This is a genomic window from Ensifer sp. 22460 (assembly GCF_052044935.1).
In the GTDB taxonomy this organism is placed as follows: Bacteria; Pseudomonadota; Alphaproteobacteria; order Rhizobiales; family Rhizobiaceae; genus Ensifer.
The window spans coordinates 105,445-124,671 of sequence record NZ_JBQENZ010000017.1; the positions used below are offsets into that span (position 1 = coordinate 105,445).

Sequence of the window (19,227 nt, forward strand, 5' to 3'; positions counted from 1 at the left end):
ACATGACCAGTCGCATCTTGGATCGGTCCGAGTGGCATATCTTTTTTGATCGCATGGCAAAGGCCCTTCGAGGGAAGCGTGCGCAGGTCGAGATTACCGGCCTTCGACTGGGTGACCAAATCCAGACGAAATTTGTTCCGTTGTTGGGCATCACCTTCGATCCCAAGGGTGATCTGCTCGAGATTGCTATGGAGGGATTGGATCATCTCATTCACAAGCCCACCAGCATCGCTATCCTCGAAGAGGTCGATGGGCTTAGTGGTCTGGAGATCGTGGATTCAGAAGAGCACCGCCAAATTGTCACCCTGACGAGCCCGCTTAGGCTTTCCGCGCCACGGGATTGAGCAGGAGGATACGATCTTGCCCCGAATGCGGCCAGGAGGTCTTGGCCCGTCTTGAGGAGGAGTTGAGGTGGGCGATGAAGGCGATGGTACTTGAAAAGCCTGGGACACCCCTGGTCATGAAGACCCTTGCCGACCCGCGCCCAGGTCCTGGCGAAATCCGCATACGTGTGGAGGCTTGCGCCGTTTGTCGCACCGACCTCCACGTGGTCGACGGAGAACTCGATCATCCGAAACTTCCCCTGATACCCGGACATGAAATCGTCGGAGTTGTCGAAACTATCGGCGCCAATGCCGATCGGACTCTTCTTGGAAGGCGAATTGGCGTGCCGTGGCTGGGCTTTACCTGCGGACATTGCTGCTATTGCCGTGCCGGCCTGGAGAACCTGTGCGACAAGCCGCTCTTCACGGGGTTTACCCGCGATGGCGGGTTTGCCACCCACGTTGTTGCCGACCAACGGTTTTCCTTCAAGCTTGAGCTTGCGGAAGACCCGGTGGCTGCTGCGCCGCTTCTCTGTGCCGGCCTTATTGGCTGGAGGTCGCTTAAAAAGACTGGAAGCGCAAAGCGCATCGGTCTTTTTGGCTTTGGTGCTGCTGCCCACATCATTACCCAGATCTCAATATGGCAGGGGCGCGAAATATATGCCTTCACCCGGCCCGGTGATGTTTCGACCCAACGCTTCGCGATCGGTCTCGGCGCAATCTGGGCCGGTGGTTCGGACGAGGCGCGTGACGGGTCGCTTGACGCCGCCATCATCTTCGCGCCAGTGGGCGATCTCGTGCCGACGGCGCTGCGTGCAGTGCGCAAGGGAGGGCGCGTAGTGTGTGGTGGCATACATATGAGCGATATCCCTCAAATGTCCTATTCGCTTCTTTGGGGTGAACGTGAAGTCGTTTCGATCGCAAACTTGACGCGGGCAGATGCGCTCGAGTTCTTTCCTGTCGCTGAAAGAGCTCGGGTGAAGACCCACACGGTTGTCTATCCCCTCGAAAAAGCGAACAAAGCCCTCGAGGATCTTCGCCGCGGCAGACTGAACGGGGCAGCCGTCCTAGTTCCGTAAACTGGAATGAAGAGCGGGGAGGGCCGTCCGCCTGCGCCATCGCTGACATCCCTTGCTTGCAAGGCCGATATCGGATATATATCCTGATATAACACGGAGGCTGGCCATGAGCAATGCCGCACAGAAGAGAGCGATCCAGAATTACCGCGCGCGCTTGACGCAGCGCGGCTACAAGCGCTTCGAGGTCATGGCGCTCGAATCCGACCGCGAGCTGATCCGATCCCTTGCACGGCAACTGGCCGAGGAGGGACCTAAAGCGGATCAGGCGAGGCAGGCAGTGAAGGCTCTCGTTGCAGGTGAGCCGCCGAAAGTCGGTGGTGTCCTGTCGGCGCTCCGACGCTCGCCACTTGTCGGCGCTGATCTCGATCTGTCTCGTCCGCGCGAGGAAGGGCGCAAGGTCGATTTGTGACACGTTATCTCCTCGACACGAACATCTTCAGCAATATCGTCAAGCCGCGACCTTCGGAACTGCTGCTCGCTTGGTGGGCTGAGCAGCGCGACGAAGATCTGTTCGTCGCCTCGCTGACAATTGCCGAAATTCGACGCGGCATTCTGGAAAAGCCCCGCGGCAAGAAGCGGGACGTGCTTGATGCCTGGTTCTCTGGGCCGGAAGGCCCGCAGGAATTGTTCGCCAATCGTACCCTTCCGTTCGACGACAAAGCAGCCCTGATCTGGGCGCGATTGATGGCCGAAGGCAAAGCCACAGGTCGTCCGCGCAGCGCGCTTGACATGATCATCGCTGCCGTCGCGGGGGCCAACGATTGTGTGGTGGTCACGGACAACGAAAAGGACTTCAAGGGGCTCCAGATCGTCAACCCTTTGCGACTTGGAGCCGGAGGGGAAGAGAAATGACGGCGACTGCGCCTGCTCCGACAGTATACGAACTCATGGGTCTCACCGAAAGCGGCGGCGTTGGCGATCTGCTGGCTGACCTTGATCAAAAGTAGGGGCGCATCCGGCTTCAAGCGTTGATCTCCGAATGGCGTCGTGTTGACCGGATCGGGAACCTCGGTTTCCGCCGGCGGAAAAACCATGGCCAATCTCGAGGTTGCGGTCTTCGAGACCATTGAAGCATTTTCCGATCGGCCCACCTCGATCACTCCTATCATCGAGACAGATTGCGGACCGTCATGTCCTCGATCATCCGGCGGCGAAGAGGGCTAAGCTCAGCCATCTGGACCTCTTGTCTGAAGGGTGGGTTGCAACACCACCATCCAATCAGTCAGGAGGCTCCGCTCAAAGTCGGCCCCATTCGCCGCGATAGCGGCTTAGTTCAATCCCAAAAATCGCCCGCTCGCTAAAATCTGCCAAAGTAGTGCTAGACTAGTGCTACACCTCAAAGTTCCATAATATAGATTACGCGATAATGGCCACATGGCCCCGGCATTTTAGAGATGCGACACATAGGCCAGTTAGAGATGCGACAGTCGTCGCCTCTTGGGATGCTGGTCGAAGGTCAGCGTTGGGGAGCAGATCAGCGACTTGCATCGTGGCCAAGGCCATCTGTGTTCGGAGTCGTCATGTCTTGTTTGATCGTCATGTCGCAGAAAGAATTGCATCGCCTTGAACTCATTCAGCGGATTCGCGGTGGCAGCCTGAGTGTCGTCGAGGCGGCCGAGTTGCTTCGTCGTAACCGCCGACCCTGTTTTCCCCTATGAAGACCTGCGGTGTGGTCGCCACGCCATGCTGCGCCTTGAAAGTGTCCGTCTCTTCGCGCGTCGTCAAATGACGGTCGTCCACTTCGTAGCCCGACCGCTGCAATAGGTCCTTCGCCTTCAATCCGTACGGGCAGGTATGCTCCGCCATCACCATGCGATAGAGCACGGCCTTCTTGGAGAGATTTCCGGGGTTTGTCCTGTCCAACATTTCACGTCTCCTTGTCTCTTGTGAAACTGTTGGCACGACAATACGTTCCGTACTATGGTACGGAGCCAAGAGCCCATGGAAATGACAATCGGAAAACTTGCGGCAGCCGGAGGCGTAGGCGTGGAGACGATCCGCTACTATCAGCGGCGGGGCTTGTTGGACACGCCACGAGGGTCGCAGGGAGTCCGCCGCTACAGGGACCAGGATCGACGGCGGCTGCTGTTTATCAGACAGGCACAGACGGCTGGTTTCACGCTTGAGGAGATCAAGGAGCTTCTCGATCTGGATTCCGGCGAAGACAGGGATCGAGCGCGGAACCTCGCGAGGAACCGCATCGATGCTCTGGACACCAGGATCGCCGAACTTCAGCGCGCGCGGGAAGCATTGCAGCGACTCGTCGGGGAGTGCGCGGCGGACAAGTCTGGTCCCTGCCCGATCCTTGGATCGTTTGATTTGTAGTGCCGAGCTCTTTCCATCCTCAGTTCACCGAGGTGACCAGCTCGGACCCGAGCGCTCTGGAGCGGTGCGGACCCGGTGTCGTCAGCGGGGCTCCCGATCCGCGACCGCCGTGCCGTCGACTACGCGGTCGCTCGGATGCAACACGACCCGATCACCCGGCGAAAGCCCGGATAGCACCTCCACCAGTTTGCTGTTTCGCTGCCCAGTGCGCACGACCGTGGCACGGGCACGACCGTCCTTGACCGCAAAGACGGCCCAGTCGTCCCCTCGCCGGAACAGGGCACTCACAGGTAATGTAAGTGAATCTTTGGATTCCCAGATGGCCACGTGAACGATGACGCGGAAGTCGTGACCCAGCCGTGCCCAGGATTCGGGTGGATCGACGAGATCGATCACAGTGCCGACGCGCTGTTCCTCGATCCCGAGAGCGGAGACTTTGGCGAAGCCGGCTGGGTCGACGCGTATCACGCGGCCGCGCAGGACCGGTCCACCCCAGCCATCAATGGTGACCGCAGCGCCGGCCCTGATCTGGACGGCCTCGGTGGAGAGGAAATCCGCGACGATCTCGAGATCCCTCGGATCGCCGATCTGAACGAGTGGCGCTCCAGCCTGAACAACCGCTTCGTCCTCCTGGACGATCCTGAGCACACGGCCGCTTTCGGGCGCGCTGATCTTAACGCAGCAGTCCTGACTGGTGCCGGTATCCGTTCCTGACTCGAGAAGGCGCGCCGACGCCACCGCCTGCTCCCGACGTCGCACCTCGAGCTGTGCCTTCGCCGTCGCGAGCTGGGCCTCGATCGTCTCAAGATCAAACCTCGCCTTTTCCAGATCCCGTTCGGGAATCGTGTTGCTGCGTGCGAGCCCCTCCGCGCGCGCAAACTCAGTACGAGCGAAGCTGACCGCTGCGTCGATGCGACGTATCTCCGCCTCAGCCAAGGTTACGACGGCGTTTGCGGCGATGAGCGCAGCATCCAGTTCCGCGCGAGAGCGGACATCGAGCAGACCGGGAGCCATCGGCTGCATGACCGCGACGATCGTCCTGCCCCGGACCACTTCGTCGCCGACGTGGAGAGAAGTCCCATCATGGCCATCAGGCCGGGATATCCGCAGAACCCTTCCGGCCACCGGCGCGGAGACGGTGTAGACATGCCGGACGCTTGTTCTTGCCTCCTCGTCAGCCGTCACCGCCATCGGGCCCCTCGCCGCCCGTGCGGTGTCGACGGGAATCGGGCGCGGCCAGGCGAGCCACGCGACAGCGACCGCCGCCACGCCCATCGCTCCAAGCCACCCGACCCGTTTCACCCAGTTCCGCTGCATGGTCCTATTCCCGAGATTTGAGGACAGACACAAGGTCGAGCGCGTAGACCCGACGACCGACGACAAGCGCCGAGATCAGCGCCGCCACAAAAATGATCACGGTCGCCAGCACGTAGGTAAGACTCTCGACGACAAGGGGTACGCGCATAAGTTCCCCGGCAAGCTGATTGTCCATGAGCCATGAAAGGCCGTAGCCGATCGCCCAGCCCGGCGGCTGAGCAAGGGCGACAATGACAGATAGTTCGAGAAGCAGGATGCGCATCGTCTCACCCTGACTGAAGCCAAGGACTCGCAGCGTCGCGAGTTCCCGTGCGTGCTCTGAAAGCGAGATGCGTGCGCTGTTGTAGACAACGCCGAAGGCGATCACGATGGACAGCCCTGTGTAGATGCCAGCCATTGTCGTCACGATAATCGCGAGGCTCCGACGGAAGTTCACGAGGGACACACGCTGCAGCGCCACGCCGGCAACGGTCGGCATCTGCTTTATGGCCTCGTAGAGCAGGTCAAGTTTACCGTCGTCCACGCTGAGATGGACACCGTTCGCGACCGGAGCCTCGCGCACCAGCCGGGACAGGGTCCGACCGTCCATCATTGCGGCAATACCGAAGTAGTCCTCCACCAGGGCGGCTACCGTCAGCTCGACGGTCCGCCGCCGCCCGTCGAGCAGGTCCACTTCGACGGTGTCACCCACGCGCGCATCGAGAAGACGTCCGAGGTAGGCGGAAATCGCCACCCCGGTCTCCGGCAGGCTGACAGTGCGCAGGTCGACATCGATAATACGGCTGAGATCGGCTCCGGGTGGCCTGCCTGAGAGCAGCGTCCTGCGTTCCCGGCTTCCCTTTCGAATGCGGATGGGGACCTGCCGATAGGGCTCGGCGGCAAGCACACCGGGCAGCCTGCTCACGTCGAACAGAACCGTCTCCGGCCGCTTCTCCACAAAGCTGATCGTCGCATCCTGGCGGTCGGCCATGAAATACGTGACGTCGACCAACTCCTCCATCGCATTGCCGATAAACAGCGAGACCACGAGAATGGCAGTCGCAAACGCCATGCCGAGGGCCGCCAGTGCCGCCCGGATCGGCTTCCGCGCCATGCCCCTGACCATCATCATCGTGCGTTGAGACAGCAGAGAGCCAAGCTCCATCCGGCCGAACAGCGTGCGCTGGACCGACGGAGGAGCCGGAGGCTGCATCGCGATCGCCGCGGCCAGCGAGACGATCTCTCGAAGGGACCGGAAAGCACCTCCGAGAGCAGCGAATACGCTGAGGAATGCAGCGAGGAGATAGACGTCGGGATTGTCGGCGAAGACGAGGAATGGGAAACGGTAATAGTCGCCGAAGAGCCTTGTCACGTAAACGCCGAGCCAGGTTCCCGCCACGCTGCCGATGACTATTCCAATCAGGGCGACGACGGCGACGAGTTTCACATAGTGGGCGACAATGCTGGCGTCGAAGTACCCGAGTGCCTTGAGCAAACCAATCTGCTCGCGTTCAAGCGCGACCAGTCGGCTAAGTGTCAGGTTGACGAGGAAGGCGCTGACGACGAGGAAGATCGGCGGAAGCGTCCGGCTCATGTTTCGGAGCATGTCGAGCCCGTGCTCAAGATAGGCATGCGAGGTCTGGTCCTTGCGTCCGTAGGCAGCGCCACCGCCGTAAGCCTCGAGCATTTCGTCGAGCGCATCGATGACTTCCGTCTCCACGGCATCCGGCATCAGCTTGAGGCTCACCGAGGAGAACGCGCCCTCCAAACCGAAGACCTCGGCCAGAGCGCGCTCCGACATCCAGATTACCGCAAAGCGGCGATCATCGGGCATCCGGTCGCCGGGGCCGATCGCATAGACATACTCCGGCGACAATGCGATGCCGACGATCGTCAGCTCATGCTTGCGGCCGTTGAGCGTGGCGGAGAAACGGTCACCTGGCTCGAAGCCGTGCGCCTTCGCAAAGCTCTCGTTGACCACGACCTCCTCCAGGTCGTTCGCGCCAGGCAGACGTCCGTCTCGCATGTAGAGCCGATTGAGCAGAGGGGAGCCGCTTTCGGGAAGCGAGATGAAGCGCCCGGTCGCAGGTTCGGGGAACTCCGGGATGTCGAGAAGCGCAAGTTTGGCGATCCGGGCTTCGACCACGGCGACGCCCGAAATCTCGGCGATGCGCGTGACGAGCGTCTTCGGAGCTCGTGTCACCTCCGCGAAGATGTCAGCGAACTGGTAGCGCTCGTAGTAGGCGGTGCGCGTCTCATCCAGCGACCTGAACGATCCGGTCGACAGCACAAGGGATGCGACGCCGCCGGCGATCACCAGGGCGATGGCAAAGACCTGTCCCCAGAGCCGCTGCAGGTCCCGCCTCAGTTTGGTGTCCAGCGTAGTCATTGTCTCACCAGGTCAGTGCGGCGGCTGAGAGCCGCCGTTCATTCACCTGAATCTTTGAAATCGATCCGTCGGCAAAGAAGAGCACGCGGTCGGCGACGGCGTGGATGCTGGTGTTGTGGGTGATGATCAGCGTCGTGGTCCCGAGCTGGGTGTTGACGTTGACCAGCGCGTCAATCACGCGGATGCCCGTCTTGGAGTCCAGCGCTCCCGTTGGTTCGTCGCAGAGCAACACCTCCGGGCGTTTTGCAATCGCCCGAGCGATGGCCACCCGCTGTTGTTCTCCTCCCGAGAGCTGCGCAGGGAAATGGTTCCGCCGCGGTTCGAGCCCGACAAGCGCCAGCGCCTCGTCGGGCCGCATGGGATTGGCCGATATCTCGGTGACCAACGCGACGTTCTCGTAGGCGGTCAGGCTCGGTATGAGATTATAGAACTGGAAGACGACGCCGACGTGCTCACGTCGGTAGAAGGTGAGACCGCGTTCCGGGAGGGTCATCAGCTCGGTGTTTCGGAAGAAGAGTTGCCCGCTCGTCGGGCGATCGAGACCGCCCATTATGTTCAGCAACGTCGACTTGCCGCTTCCTGACGGCCCCAGCATGACGACCAGTTCACCCGCTTGTATGTCGAGACTGACATCGCGCAGGGCATGTACGGCGACTTCGCCGGTCAGGTAGGTTCTGGTGAGGTACCGGGCACGAAATATCGTCTCCGTCATCGGCTCCTCCAAGGCGAATGGGGTCTAGCCTTGCTTACGCTAAACCGCCGGTGGGCAGTTCAGCGTTTCTCGGGTGCATGCGCGATCCCTACATCATACCCATCATCGGAGGCAGGAGCAGCTTGTCGGCCATCTGCTTCTGCTCTGCCCCGAACAATTGATAGAGAGGCTCAAGGGCGGCTTTCAATTTCCGCACGCCTCCGAGGCGGCTGTTCAACAGGCTCTCCCGACGTTCGAGACGCTGCAACGGAGTCCCTACGGCCCCGCCCGGCGTGCCCATGGCGTCTGGCATTTGCATCATGCCATCCTTCATGCCGCCGGCATTGGCACGCAGAATATCGGCGAAGGCGTTCCATGACGCCTCCTGCTCCGACGTTATCTTGAGTTCCGTCTTCAGGAACGCGATCCGTCCCTCGACATGTTCGGGAGCCATCATCTCGGCCATCGGCCCCATACCCGGCGGTCTCATTCGTCCCGGTCCGCCAGCCATCATCCGCATCATGTTGCCCATCATATCACCGGACATCATGCCGCAGGACATCATGGAACTCGGTTCCGCCGCGGAATCCAACGGTTGGGCCATTTGTTCGCTCGTTTGCTCTGCAGAGGTCTCGGGGTGATGCGCGTCTTCCGCAAAGGCTGGCGTTGAGAGCATGAGTACCGTACCCGCCAGCAGGATTGTCCGCAGTGTCGTCATTTCGCTTCTCCTAAGCTCCGATAAACGACTGGTATCGAGGGTACGCCGGCTGAGACAGTTCACATTGACGCAGATCAAGCTCAAATCAGAAGACGCAACGGCGGGCGAGACCAAGAAGAACAATCAAAGCAGCGCAGGAGAGATATTCTGTCGATGGCTATTGACCTTGCCATCGTTGGAAGCACCACATTCGACCATATCAATCCTTCACGAGGAGTTCTCGAATGTACCATCTCAACATCCCCGACATGACCTGCGGACACTGTGCTGGCGCAGTGGAAAAAGCGGTGAAGTCGGTCGACCCCAACGCCAAAGTCGCCGTCGATCTCGATGCCAAGACCGCATCGATCGACTCTCCGGTGGCCTTCGACGCATTTGTTTCTGCGATCGAGGAAGCGGGATACCAGGCCGCCTTCAAGAAGTCCTGCTGCAGCCACGTGGCTTGAAGCATAGGGGTACGCCGCCGACATGCCGGAACACGCCGCTCAGGCGCCGTGAAGAACGACAGTTCGGCCGCAGATATTGGCGGCGTATCGCATTGCGGCAGCTCAAAGATCGGATGACCGGGTAGGTCTTGACTGTTTTTAGAACAAGCATTGCTCAGGAGCTTCCCCATGAGACGTTCACCCGGGCCTTCAAATGCAATATGGGTACTTGCAATCCTGGCTGCGACCGTGACGTCCGCTATTGCTGCAGGGTCCCACGATCATCCGACAGAGAACGGCAGCGCCGAGGCTCCGCTCGATGTCGTCCGTCCTGCGCGTGACTTGGCGCCCCCGATTGCAAGAACCGAGCCTGCGACGGTCGCGGTAAAACTGGACACGGTCGAGGTGACGGGCGGTCTGCCGCCGGTCGACCACGAGTTCTACGTGACGCAAGGCGAGGTCTATACATCGCAGCCATACGGCTCCAAGGGGAAGCTGACGGAGAGCGTCGAACGGCTGCTCGATGAAGAGCCGGAATACTACGTCTTCAACGGGGCCGCCAACGCGCTTGCGGGCGACAATGCCCTGACGGCGAAGGTCGGCGAGACAGTCCGCATCTACTTCGGTGTCGACGGCCCGAACAAGACATCCAGCTTCCATGTGATCGGAGAAATCTTTGACAAGGTCTACCAGTTGGCCTCGTTGACGACGGAGCCTCTATCCGATGTCCAGACGATCACCGTGCCTCCCGGAGGCGCGGCCGCGGTCGACATGAAGCTGGATGTTCCCGGCGAATACGTCCTCGTGGATCACGCCTTGTCGCGGGCGGCACGCGGGCTGGTGGGCAAGTTGGTCGTGAGCGGTGAGAACCGCGCCGAGCTGTTCCAGAGCGCCACGCCTGCTACGGCCGAAGGGGAGCACAGCGCTCACCGATTGGATTGAGCCTCGGCCCCGTGCACCAGTTCGGCCACGACGACCGCTACTCCCCCTTTGCTCTAAACTTGGCGTGGCAGGAGGTGCAGATCTGCAGCATCATGTGGAAGGCGTGCTCGGCAGGCATTTTCACCGGGTCCGGAGCTGCCGCCTTCCTCTTGGCGAGCGGCCCGCCCATTGTCACGTCGCCGCCCTTCATTCGCATCTCGGGAGCGAGAACAGCCGGATTGCGGTCGGCTGCGACAACAAGCGCCGACGCATAGACGCCAAGTTCGGCCGCCAGCTTGTCGAACGTTGGCCGATCGGCCTCGATATTGGTGCTGGCCTTGGACGCTTCGGCGAGGACCGGAGCTTCGAACAGCGCCGAGAGCTTATGCCCGGAATGGATCCGGATGGTCTCGGCGGCCGCTTTGAAAGCCCTTGAATCGTATGGCGAGGTGTCTTTGAACATGGCGTCGATGATCTTGGCCGCACCTGCCATCGCCTTCATGTCCTGCTGTCGCTCGGCCACCTTCGGCGACTTCGACTGTCCCGTCGCTGCGGAGATCGCCATGGTGAAGACGGCAGCTGACAGTACCAGTGCTCTCACCTTCAATCTCATGCTCTCCCAGTTTAGTCCAACGCCGCGTAGCCGAGTCTTCGCGGACAGCGTCGATTGATCAAGGTCAGGGCGATGCCTACACGAACGTGCATTATGCTCGAAGACAGTACAGGGTGTCGAACCAAACCATGATCGCCGCCAGTCACATCGTCCGGAAACGTGCAAGGGAATTGCTGCCATCATCCCGCCAATCGTTGTGAAATAACCGTGCCTATCGGGTCGGTTGGAGGGGGCCGAGGGACTTTGCCCTTCTCTCCCCCAAACAGCCTTCCGCCCGCCTTCCTTCGCTTCCGCTTTCGTGCAGGCGGTTCAAGACCCTCACCCTCAACGTCAAGGCCACCATCAAGCCCTGCGACCGCGACAACGACCGCGCCCCAGACTTCCGCGTCACCGCAGGGGGTGTCGAGTTCGGAGCAGGCTGGCCCCGCACAGCCCGCGAAACGGGTGCCGAAATCTCGCTCAAGCTCGACGATCCGTCCTTCACGGCGCCGGTCTACGCCTCTCTCGTCCAGGGCGACAAGGGCGAGCACAAGCTCATCTGGTCCCGCTAAACAGGCCAACTGCGCTCCGCTCAAAGCGGGGCGCCATCATTCGATGACATAGCCCAGCGCGCGATAGCCCATACGGCGCTTTGCGGCCATCCGGGCCAGGACCGGAACCGTGCCATCGACATAATCGACGACGAGGACGTCCTTCTTGCCATCATGCAGGCGATGCAGGCGGCCGACATACTGCGCCAAAGTTCCCTTCCACGCGATCGGCATGGTCAGGAACAACGTGTCGAGCCGGACGTCATCGAAGCCTTCCCCGATGTAGCGGCCGATCGCAAGTATGAGGCGCTCAGCATCGTCGGCGACATTCAATGCCGTATTAGCTTGCTTGCGATCCTTCGCCGACATGCCACCGCGCAGCACCACCAGATTTTTTACAAACGGGGAGAACTTCTGCTGGAGATAATCGAGGTGGTCCTTCCGCTCGGTCAGAACGATCGGTGAGCGCTTGGCTTCAAGCGATTTCAACACGTCATCGAAGATAAGTTCATTTCGCCCGTGGTCCTGCGCAAGGGCTGCATAGATCGCGGGCATTGACGGGCGCTCGGTCGACGCCAGAGCCTCTGGCAACTCAAACTTCGTCGAACGGTCACGGGCACGGTGGCGAATACCACGCTCGGCAGCTTGTACTCTTGCATCGACCCGATGGCGAACGGGGCCGCATTGCATGAAGATGATTGGATGATGTCCGTCTTTTCGGGCGACCGTCGCTGAAAGGCCAACGACGTATCGCGCCTTGGATCTGCGAGCGACAAGTTCAAAACTAGCAGCGGACAGATGGTGGCACTCATCGACAATCAGATGACCGTAATTGCCGACAATGTCGTCGACCTCGCCATTCCGTACCAGGCTTTGGATTAGCGCCACATCGATGATCCCAGTTGGCTTTCTTTTCCCGCCCCCAATGACGCCGATCTGCTTTGGGTCAATGGACAGAAAGGAACTCAGGCGCTCCACCCATTGGGTGAGAAGCTCCCTGCGATGGACAAGAACTAACGCGTTGCGCGCCCGATGTGCGATAAGCGCGGCTGCGACAACCGTCTTACCAAAGGCCGTCGTCGCGGCAAGCACACCGGCGTGATGGGCAACAAGAGCATCAAAGGCCCTCGGCTGGGGCCGCCGCAGTTCGCCCTGGAACGCAATGCTGGCAAGTAGCGCAGCCCCATCTTCGCGATGATCGTCTAAAACGGCGGTCGAACCATGCCTCTCGATGAGCTCGATTGCTTCGTCGAAACAGCCTCGCGGTAGAGCGACATGGCGTGGATGAAGTTCGGCGCATGAGATGATCCGCGGCTTGCCGAATGTCGGCAGTCGCATTGCTTGCGCGCGATAGAATTCCGGATTTTGGAACGCTGCCAGACGCAGGAACTGTGCGATCAGCGCAGGCGGAAGCTCTGTCCTATCGATGTAGACCTGATCGGCGATCACGACCCTAATGCTTTGCGGGATCACAGCTTCTATTGGCCGTGGCGCGCTACGACGTGATGGCAACATTTTCCACGGCTCGTCGGCATGTTCGTCATCAACCGGCATCCGGACGCCCAAGACCCGCCCCGCCAATTCAGCTTCGTCGGCGATTCTGAAGACTTCGTCGGCCGATAGCCTGTTCAACGACGACAGGTACGCCCACTGGTCATCGTAAGGTCTCAAGTCACCATCGACAAAAACGCTGTTGCCATTTTCATGGGCTTTCCTTTGAAGGGGAAGCGCGATCAGATTGCCGAAGCCGCCAAGTGGCATCGTATCCTGGTTGGGAAAGAAACGGTCGTAAGACGTGAAGCCGATCTCGGGACGGTTCTCCATCGTCTCTGTTATCAGCGCGGCACCAAGTTGTCGGGCGATCTTCGCGGGAACGGGTTCGGAGAAGAATATCCAGACATGGCCTCCGTTTCCCGACCTCGACCGTTCGAGGGCTGCGGCAATTCCTTTTGCACGACAGGTTGCCAGCAAAGCTCTGGTATCATCCGCCCAGCTTTCCTTGTCGAAGTCAGCAGCAAGGAACCAGCATGTTTCGTCTTGCAGCAATGGATATACGCCGGCAACAAAGTCGCTTGAGCGGGCATCGCCGCCGCGAAGGTGCTTTTCGATGATGTCCTCGGAATATGGGATAAAGGCCTGATGCGGGCAGTCCCCGCATTTTACCTTCGGCTTGCCGCAGATTCCTTTCGCCCATTCGTTGGAACAGGCTGGCGAATAGCCGGAGCGTCCATCCTTTCTGTTTTCCCATCGAGCCGGAAAAACATCTGGACGCCCCGCAAAAAGCTGCCGGAACAACTCCACCTTCTCCATCGACGGTGAGCTGTTCGTGACAGGTGCATCCGCGAAGGATGGCGTCTCTGTCATAGCGCGGCTATCGAAAATGACCTGTTGCTCAAACGCTTCAAGTTCACGCTCAAGCTCCATCCGCTCATCATTCAGATCGGCTAACCGCCGTCGAATGCGCGCGATGTTTTCCCAAGAATCATTCTTTTCCGCCAACTTTCCAGCTTTCGCCTAAATGACCATACGGATCAGCATAGGCCAAAGACGCTCGTGTTTTAAGACGGACTACGCATCAGCACGTGGGGAGGCATCAGGGATTATGCGGACCGAAATCCGCCGAAATCACCGGCAAATCCGGCCTTCAGCGACCGACACACTGCATAATCACGTTCTCAGCATAATCAACGTTTTGCGGTGCACCGCAAAACGTCGAATTCGGTGTGGCCTGGCAGAAGAGCTCCGAGCAGACTGGCCGCGACTACCTCTCGGTCAAGCTAGACGACCCGAGCCTCCCCGCTCCGATCTACGCGACGCTTGCGGAAATCGAAGGCGAAGACGGCTACCAGCTGATCTGGTCCCGCTCCAACAGGGACTGAGGCAACTGGGCCCGGGGGCCACCTCTCGTGGTTCGCCCAAGCGATTACGACCACCGTTCGCGGCCGCATCGGTTCTCGCTGCGTGCGGCGGACACGTCACTTCGAGGGGCGTTTTACCGCCGGCTGATATCCCCGGGTGCGCTTCTTCCTGAGAACATCGAGAAACAAGGCGACCGCCTCTTGCTCGCTGTCGAAGTGATGGACCATCGATTGGCCCCTTTGACCGATCCTTCCCCAGCGCCGCGTCAGGCAGGCCTGTCCAAACAGCGTCCGCTCGATCGACAGGGCATAGAACCGGGCCATGTTCCTGCTTGCGTCGGTTCGTTCGACATAGAGATGGTAGGGCTGACTGAGCATGGGAGCAGCATCGCCGATGCCCCGAATCCCGTCCAACGAGTGTTTTGAATCGATCCGGCCTGATCGATTCATGATTGTGATGGATCAGGTGGGCTCTGGGCGGGGCATGAGACTTTTCTGCTTGACGCAGCCTCGCATGTCGTCCCGTCTGAACCATATGGCGCGACCGCATCTGAGGCGCAGTCCCGCTGTAAACGCGATCTGTTCGTCAGCGGGCATGCGCAGCACTTCGTCCGGTTGGATGAGCGGTCGCGCCGCAATCTGCTTCGAGCGTGTACGTGACGACCCCCTCGATTGGAGACTGCGGCTCAGCTGATCGACTTCGACGGTCGTCGCGCCGCAGCGCCTTGAAACGCACTCGGCCGTCTCAGGATCGTTGATGCCGGCAAAGGAAATCCAGCTAGCGCTCTCGAACCATTTGCTCGTGGCGTCGCGGCCGCCGACGCGCGGTGCCCAAGTCCAAAAGCGATGAGCCCTCGTTGGCGTCAGGCGAAAGTGCCCTACCGGCATCAACTCAGCCGATATGCGGATCCATCTATCGTGGATCAGGTTATATGCACCCGGCGCGCCGGTTCGGTAGATCGATGGCCGGGGTGGGCGGGCTAGGCTTGCCACGGATCAACCACGACAACACCTGTCCCCCAAAAATCCTTTGTGTTGCGTGTCACGACGATCATGTCGTGGACCAGAGCGGTTGCCGCAATCAGCGCATCGGCCTCATTGCGCCGGCCGGGAACATGGAGATGCGCGCACCGTGTCGCGATCGAATCGTCAATCGGAAGGATGCGGCTTGCAAATTCTGGAAGCACGCGAGTGTCGAGCCAGGTCCGGAGCCGAGCGCCCTGCGCGGCGTCGCGGCGCTGTACGCCCAGAACACCTCGCTCAAGTTCAAGGATTGTAATCGCTGAAATGAAAAGCTCACGCGCGTCCTCTGCGCCAATCCAGGCCACCACGTTTGCGTCAGCCTTGCCGTCCCCGACCTTGCGCAACTCTGAAATGACATTCGTATCCAGCAGGTACTTCAAGACAGATCTACCTAGCGGGGCGCGATTTGAGCCCGCTGCGGCTCGAAGTCGATTGCAGAAAGCCCGGGCATGGCGAGTGCTTCGACAAGGTTTCGGTGCTTGCCGCTCAGGCGTTCGAACTCATCGTAGGTCATCAGGACGTGGGACGGCTTGCCGCGGTCCGTGATGATGACTGGGCCGCTTTTTGCAGCCTTCTTGGCGCTGCTCACGTCATGATTGAGCTCTCGGCTGGAAAGGGTAGTAACGCCCATCTCGCACCTCTTTGTAGGTAATTACCTACATATAGCATGCGTGGGCGGCATAACAAGGCCGATAGGGCACGGCGCGAGGCAATGCCTACGCCAGCTGAATTGATGGCCCTAGGACAATCCTAGCGCCGTGGCGCTCTCAGCTATTATTTTCTCACCCACGGAACGTCCTTCTTCCTTGATGGTTGGGCGACTTCATCCCTCAAGAAATCGGAATCGCGAAATGCCCACTGAGAAGACATTGAACGACCTCTTCCTTGACACGCTGAAGGACATCTTCTTTGCCGAAAAGCAGATTCTGAAGGCCCTTCCCAAAATGGCCCGCGCTGCCCGGTCGGACGAAGCCAAGGCTGGCTTTCTGCAGCATCGCGATGAGACGCAAGAACAGATCGTGCGTCTCGAGCAGGTGTTTGAAATTGTTGGCAAACCCGCCCGCGGCAAGACGTGCGAGGCTATTCAGGGAATCATAGCCGAAGGCGAAGAATTCATGGAAGAATACAAGGGCACCGCCGCCCTTGATGCCGGCCTCATCTCGTCGGCCCAGACCGTCGAACACTATGAAATTGCCCGCTACAGCACGCTCAAATCATGGGCCGCGCAGCTTGGTCTCGATGGAGCCGTCCGCCTCCTCGACGCCAATCTCCAGGAGGAGATCGCCACGGATCAGAGGTTGGCGGCCCTTGGCGAAGCTGCGGCAAATCCAAAGGCGTCCAAGCAGGCCGCCGAGTAGTCCCACTTCAATATCGAGAAGCCGCCATGACAGGCGGCTTTTTCATTCCGGCACGGTCAAGAGCGCTCGCGCGCCGACCTCGACCAAGAAATCAGGACATCGGAGTTCGCCCCATGGCTAAGAAATCGCTCGAAAAAAAGTCGACCTCGAAAGAACGAGACACCGTGACCATTCATGATCAAAAGGTGCGCAGGGGAGAAGGTGGCGAGCTTCATCAGATAGCAAAAGACAATACGCCTGTGCTGACCACTGCGCAGGGTGGGCCTATTGCAGACGACCAAAATTCGCTGCGTGTTGGGCCACGCGGCCCCCTTGTCATCGACGACTTTCATTTCCGCGAGAAGATTTTCCACTTTGACCATGAGCGGATCCCCGAGCGGGTAGTCCACGCCCGAGGTTATGGAGCCCACGGCTATTTCGAAACCTATGACTCCCTTGCCGCTTATACACGGGCCGATGTTTTTCAAAGAGCAGGTGAGAGGACGCCAGCTTTTGTCCGCTTCTCCACAGTTGCCGGCAGCAAGGGATCTTCGATCTTGCCCGGGATGTCCGCGGTTTCGCGGTAAAGATTTACACAAATGAGGGTAACTGGGACCTGGTTGGCAACAACATTCCCGTCTTCTTCATCCAGGACGCGATCAAGTTCCCCGACATTATTCACGCGGTGAAGCCCGAGCCGGACCGGGCCTTTCCCCAGGCACAATCCGCCCACGATACATTCTGGGACTTTATCAGCCTGACGCCGGAAAGCATGCACATGATCATGTGGGTGATGTCGGATCGCGCCATCCCTCGCTCGTTCCGCTTCATGGAAGGTTTTGGCGTTCACACCTTCCGTTTCGTCAATGCCAAGGACGAGTCGACCTTCGTGAAGTTTCACTGGAAGCCGAAGCTGGGCCTCCAGTCCGTCGCCTGGAACGAGGCGGTGAAAATCAATGGCGCCGACCCGGACTTCCACCGCCGTGATCTCTGGCAAGCAATCCAGTCGGGCAATTTCCCGGAATGGGAATTGCGGGTTCAGCTTTTCGATCAGGAGTTTGCCGACAGCTTCGATTTCGACGTGCTTGATCCGACGAAGATCATTCCCGAGGAGATCCTGGTGCCCCAACCGGTTGGACGACTCGTTCTTGATCGCATGCCCGACAACTTCTTTGCCGAGACCGAGCAGGTGGCGTTCATGACGCAGAATGTTCCGCCTGGCATCGATTTCAGCAACGATCCTCTTTTACAGGGTCGTAACTTCTCCTATCTCGATACGCAGCTGAAACGTCTCGGCAGCTCCAACTTCACCCATCTTCCGATCAATGCGCCGAAGTGTCCCTTCGCGCATTTTCAGCAGGATGGCCACATGGCGATGCGCAATCCGGTGGGCAGAGTGAACTACCAGCCGAATTCCTTCGACGAAGGGCCACGGGAATCGCCGATGAGCGGCTACCGCCACTTCCCCGCCGAAGAGACTGGCACCAAGGCGCGGCTGCGGCCGGAGAGCTTTGCCGACCATTACAGCCAGGCTCGACAGTTCTACATCAGCCAGACCGCGCCCGAGCAACGCCATATCGCTGCAGCTCTGACATTTGAGCTGAGCAAGGTGGACACGCCAGCTATCCGCGAGCGGATGGTCTCCCATCTCCTGAACATTGACGAGACGCTGGCAGCCACGATCGCCCAGAAGCTTGGTTTCCATTCGATGCCGAGCCCGGCTGATGCGGCCATGCCAACCCGCCAGGATCTTGAACCCTCCCCGGCACTCAGCATCGTTGAACGCGGACCGAAACGTTTCGAGGGCCGCAAGCTCGGCATCCTGGTCACCGATGGTCTGGATGTAGCCTTGTTAAACGGTTTGACGGCGGCGATTGCCAAGGAAAAGGCTGTCTGCGAACTCGTCGCGCCGAAGGTCAGTGGCGTTGCCGCGTCGGACGGAACCTGGATCGAAGCGCATCACATGATTGATGGAGGACCTTCCGTCCTCTTCGACGCTGTCGTCTTGCTGACCTCGGCTGAGGCGATTGATGATCTGGTGAAGGAAGCCACCGCCCGCGATTTCGTTGCCGATGCCTTCCAGCACTGCAAGTTCATTGGATACGCCCCCTCGGCGATGCCGCTGATCGAAAAAGCCGGTATCGCCGATGGCCTCGATGAGGGCACGATCGAGCTTCCAGGCGAAGAGGGGATATCCGACTTTGTCTCCAAGCTCGGCAAACTGCGCGTCTGGGCCCGAGAACCGTCGGTGAAGCTCGGCAAAGCGTCGGCGCCGCTAGATTAAGTGGCGTCGATACGCCTGACCGGACAAAGAAGCGACCTGGACTTCGCGAGGACGCGCTGCAGTGCCACCACCGAGGAAAACAGCCTGATTGTTCGTCGGGGGTAAGGTTCATCCAGCAACTCTCCCAAGGCAAGCAACGCATGGAGATGTGCACGGCTCGGGAAACCGGATCTACTCGCATAAGGGATAGTGGTGATTCTCTCTGCGAAGCCCGATGGCAGGTGGATCGAAGCCGACTGCGGAGGCCAGTTCACTATCAAAAGTGTTAGTAACGTGCTCGGCCGCGTGGACTGACGCCAAAGGAAAAGACAGCGAATCCAGTGGTGTAGCGCCCATCACCGCCTCATTTCACTTTTCATCATTTACCTTCTGTTAACCCTATTGTTCTGGACGCTCTGAGAGAATCGTGTTCTAG

General features: G+C 59.7%; 17 protein-coding genes and 5 pseudogenes. 11 read left to right on the top strand and 11 right to left on the bottom strand.

The genetic code is table 11. The features are described from left to right. Positions 1–2 precede the first annotated feature (2 nt). The 4 genes from ACTJKM_RS21100 (at position 3) to ACTJKM_RS21115 (ending at position 2,254) form a co-directional block, all read left to right on the top strand. Entirely contained in the window at positions 3–344 is a 342-nt protein-coding gene (locus tag ACTJKM_RS21100) for a DUF5335 family protein (protein WP_440660777.1), read from the top strand. 74 nt (positions 345–418) lie between these two features. Beyond that, complete coding sequence (locus tag ACTJKM_RS21105) at positions 419–1,402, top strand: zinc-dependent alcohol dehydrogenase family protein (protein ID WP_058327678.1); 984 nt, start codon at positions 419–421, stop codon at positions 1,400–1,402. A 106-nt stretch (positions 1,403–1,508) separates the two neighbouring features. Next, the gene (locus ACTJKM_RS21110; RefSeq protein WP_058327677.1) at positions 1,509–1,811 is read left to right on the top strand and encodes a hypothetical protein; all 303 of its coding nucleotides are present in this window, start codon (positions 1,509–1,511) and stop codon (positions 1,809–1,811) included. Next, positions 1,808–2,254 (top strand): type II toxin-antitoxin system VapC family toxin, encoded by a 447-nt coding sequence (locus tag ACTJKM_RS21115; RefSeq protein WP_440637425.1) that lies wholly within the window; start codon positions 1,808–1,810, stop codon positions 2,252–2,254. Before ACTJKM_RS21110 ends, ACTJKM_RS21115 begins: the two co-directional genes overlap by 4 nt. A 762-nt stretch (positions 2,255–3,016) precedes the next feature. On the opposite strand, the pseudogene ACTJKM_RS21120 reads toward ACTJKM_RS21115, so the two are convergent. After that, positions 3,017–3,268: pseudogene (locus tag ACTJKM_RS21120) on the bottom strand (glutaredoxin domain-containing protein); the annotation flags it as partial. A 54-nt stretch (positions 3,269–3,322) separates the two neighbouring features. On the opposite strand from ACTJKM_RS21120, the gene ACTJKM_RS21125 reads away from it, so the two are divergent. Beyond that, positions 3,323–3,727, top strand: coding sequence for a MerR family transcriptional regulator (locus ACTJKM_RS21125; protein ID WP_058327675.1), 405 nt, complete (start codon positions 3,323–3,325; stop codon positions 3,725–3,727). Between the two features lie 81 nt (positions 3,728–3,808). Here ACTJKM_RS21125 and ACTJKM_RS21130 read toward each other — a convergent pair whose 3' ends face one another. The 4 genes from ACTJKM_RS21130 to ACTJKM_RS21145 all read right to left on the bottom strand — a co-directional run bounded on the left by ACTJKM_RS21130 (position 3,809) and on the right by ACTJKM_RS21145 (position 8,821). Beyond that, the gene (locus ACTJKM_RS21130; protein ID WP_348627353.1) at positions 3,809–5,002 is read right to left on the bottom strand and encodes an efflux RND transporter periplasmic adaptor subunit; all 1,194 of its coding nucleotides are present in this window, start codon (positions 5,000–5,002) and stop codon (positions 3,809–3,811) included. 46 nt (positions 5,003–5,048) lie between these two features. After that, complete coding sequence (locus tag ACTJKM_RS21135; RefSeq protein ID WP_440637428.1) at positions 5,049–7,412, bottom strand: ABC transporter permease; 2,364 nt, start codon at positions 7,410–7,412, stop codon at positions 5,049–5,051. A 4-nt stretch (positions 7,413–7,416) separates the two neighbouring features. Beyond that, complete coding sequence (locus tag ACTJKM_RS21140; RefSeq protein ID WP_058327672.1) at positions 7,417–8,124, bottom strand: ABC transporter ATP-binding protein; 708 nt, start codon at positions 8,122–8,124, stop codon at positions 7,417–7,419. A gap of 88 nt (positions 8,125–8,212) precedes the next feature. Then, on the bottom strand, positions 8,213–8,821 hold the full coding sequence (locus tag ACTJKM_RS21145) for a Spy/CpxP family protein refolding chaperone (protein WP_058327671.1): 609 nt from the start codon (positions 8,819–8,821) through the stop codon (positions 8,213–8,215). A gap of 224 nt (positions 8,822–9,045) precedes the next feature. Here ACTJKM_RS21145 and ACTJKM_RS21150 point away from each other — a divergent pair, with 224 nt between their 5' ends. Beyond that, the gene (locus ACTJKM_RS21150; RefSeq protein WP_058327670.1) at positions 9,046–9,267 is read left to right on the top strand and encodes a heavy-metal-associated domain-containing protein; all 222 of its coding nucleotides are present in this window, start codon (positions 9,046–9,048) and stop codon (positions 9,265–9,267) included. A gap of 168 nt (positions 9,268–9,435) precedes the next feature. After that, entirely contained in the window at positions 9,436–10,188 is a 753-nt protein-coding gene (locus tag ACTJKM_RS21155; RefSeq protein WP_440660779.1) for a multicopper oxidase domain-containing protein, read from the top strand. Between the two features lie 37 nt (positions 10,189–10,225). Here ACTJKM_RS21155 and ACTJKM_RS21160 read toward each other — a convergent pair whose 3' ends face one another. Beyond that, on the bottom strand, positions 10,226–10,780 hold the full coding sequence (locus ACTJKM_RS21160; protein ID WP_440637433.1) for a cytochrome c: 555 nt from the start codon (positions 10,778–10,780) through the stop codon (positions 10,226–10,228). A 311-nt stretch (positions 10,781–11,091) separates the two neighbouring features. Between ACTJKM_RS21160 and ACTJKM_RS21165 the strand changes: the two are divergent. Further along, a pseudogene (locus tag ACTJKM_RS21165) lies at positions 11,092–11,331 on the top strand (DUF736 domain-containing protein); the annotation flags it as partial. A 36-nt stretch (positions 11,332–11,367) separates the two neighbouring features. On the opposite strand, the gene ACTJKM_RS21170 reads toward ACTJKM_RS21165, so the two are convergent. Beyond that, complete coding sequence (locus ACTJKM_RS21170) at positions 11,368–13,809, bottom strand: TOTE conflict system archaeo-eukaryotic primase domain-containing protein (RefSeq protein ID WP_440660780.1); 2,442 nt, start codon at positions 13,807–13,809, stop codon at positions 11,368–11,370. 209 nt (positions 13,810–14,018) lie between these two features. Between ACTJKM_RS21170 and ACTJKM_RS21175 the strand changes: the two are divergent. Then, positions 14,019–14,189, top strand: a pseudogene (locus ACTJKM_RS21175) (DUF736 domain-containing protein); the annotation flags it as partial. A 96-nt stretch (positions 14,190–14,285) separates the two neighbouring features. On the opposite strand, the gene ACTJKM_RS21180 reads toward ACTJKM_RS21175, so the two are convergent. From ACTJKM_RS21180 to ACTJKM_RS21195, 4 genes and pseudogenes are all read right to left on the bottom strand, one after another. Beyond that, positions 14,286–14,618, bottom strand: a complete 333-nt coding sequence (locus ACTJKM_RS21180) for a WGR domain-containing protein (RefSeq protein ID WP_113513721.1) — start codon at positions 14,616–14,618, stop codon at positions 14,286–14,288. A 12-nt stretch (positions 14,619–14,630) separates the two neighbouring features. Beyond that, positions 14,631–14,987 (bottom strand): annotated as a pseudogene (locus ACTJKM_RS21185) (type IV secretory system conjugative DNA transfer family protein); the annotation flags it as partial. Positions 14,988–15,148: 161 nt separating this feature from the next. Next, positions 15,149–15,571 (bottom strand): type II toxin-antitoxin system VapC family toxin, encoded by a 423-nt coding sequence (locus ACTJKM_RS21190; RefSeq protein WP_058327666.1) that lies wholly within the window; start codon positions 15,569–15,571, stop codon positions 15,149–15,151. A gap of 11 nt (positions 15,572–15,582) precedes the next feature. Further along, entirely contained in the window at positions 15,583–15,822 is a 240-nt protein-coding gene (locus tag ACTJKM_RS21195) for a type II toxin-antitoxin system Phd/YefM family antitoxin (protein ID WP_440637438.1), read from the bottom strand. 220 nt (positions 15,823–16,042) lie between these two features. Between ACTJKM_RS21195 and ACTJKM_RS21200 the strand changes: the two genes are divergently transcribed. Together ACTJKM_RS21200 and catE are read left to right on the top strand one after the other, a co-directional pair. Next, the gene (locus ACTJKM_RS21200; RefSeq protein WP_440660790.1) at positions 16,043–16,549 is read left to right on the top strand and encodes a YciE/YciF ferroxidase family protein; all 507 of its coding nucleotides are present in this window, start codon (positions 16,043–16,045) and stop codon (positions 16,547–16,549) included. 113 nt (positions 16,550–16,662) lie between these two features. Continuing rightward, a pseudogene (gene catE, locus ACTJKM_RS21205) lies at positions 16,663–18,812 on the top strand (catalase C). Positions 18,813–19,227: the final 415 nt, after the last annotated feature.

Excerpts from the sequence above, each read along its gene's own strand:
- ACTJKM_RS21180 (WP_113513721.1), bottom strand. The coding sequence starts at position 14,618 with ATGAATCGATCAGGCCGGATCGATTCAAAACACTCGTTGGACGGGATT.
- ACTJKM_RS21130 (WP_348627353.1), bottom strand. The coding sequence starts at position 5,002 with ATGGGCGTGGCGGCGGTCGCTGTCGCGTGGCTCGCCTGGCCGCGCCCG.
- ACTJKM_RS21150 (WP_058327670.1), top strand. The coding sequence starts at position 9,046 with ATGTACCATCTCAACATCCCCGACATGACCTGCGGACACTGTGCTGGC.
- ACTJKM_RS21110 (WP_058327677.1), top strand. The coding sequence starts at position 1,509 with ATGAGCAATGCCGCACAGAAGAGAGCGATCCAGAATTACCGCGCGCGC.
- ACTJKM_RS21100 (WP_440660777.1), top strand. The coding sequence starts at position 3 with ATGACCAGTCGCATCTTGGATCGGTCCGAGTGGCATATCTTTTTTGAT.
- ACTJKM_RS21195 (WP_440637438.1), bottom strand. The coding sequence starts at position 15,822 with ATGGGCGTTACTACCCTTTCCAGCCGAGAGCTCAATCATGACGTGAGC.
- ACTJKM_RS21145 (WP_058327671.1), bottom strand. The coding sequence starts at position 8,821 with ATGACGACACTGCGGACAATCCTGCTGGCGGGTACGGTACTCATGCTC.
- ACTJKM_RS21160 (WP_440637433.1), bottom strand. The coding sequence starts at position 10,780 with ATGAGATTGAAGGTGAGAGCACTGGTACTGTCAGCTGCCGTCTTCACC.
- ACTJKM_RS21155 (WP_440660779.1), top strand. The coding sequence starts at position 9,436 with ATGAGACGTTCACCCGGGCCTTCAAATGCAATATGGGTACTTGCAATC.
- ACTJKM_RS21135 (WP_440637428.1), bottom strand. The coding sequence starts at position 7,412 with ATGACTACGCTGGACACCAAACTGAGGCGGGACCTGCAGCGGCTCTGG.
- ACTJKM_RS21200 (WP_440660790.1), top strand. The coding sequence starts at position 16,043 with ATGCCCACTGAGAAGACATTGAACGACCTCTTCCTTGACACGCTGAAG.
- ACTJKM_RS21105 (WP_058327678.1), top strand. The coding sequence starts at position 419 with ATGAAGGCGATGGTACTTGAAAAGCCTGGGACACCCCTGGTCATGAAG.
- ACTJKM_RS21125 (WP_058327675.1), top strand. The coding sequence starts at position 3,323 with ATGGTACGGAGCCAAGAGCCCATGGAAATGACAATCGGAAAACTTGCG.
- ACTJKM_RS21140 (WP_058327672.1), bottom strand. The coding sequence starts at position 8,124 with ATGACGGAGACGATATTTCGTGCCCGGTACCTCACCAGAACCTACCTG.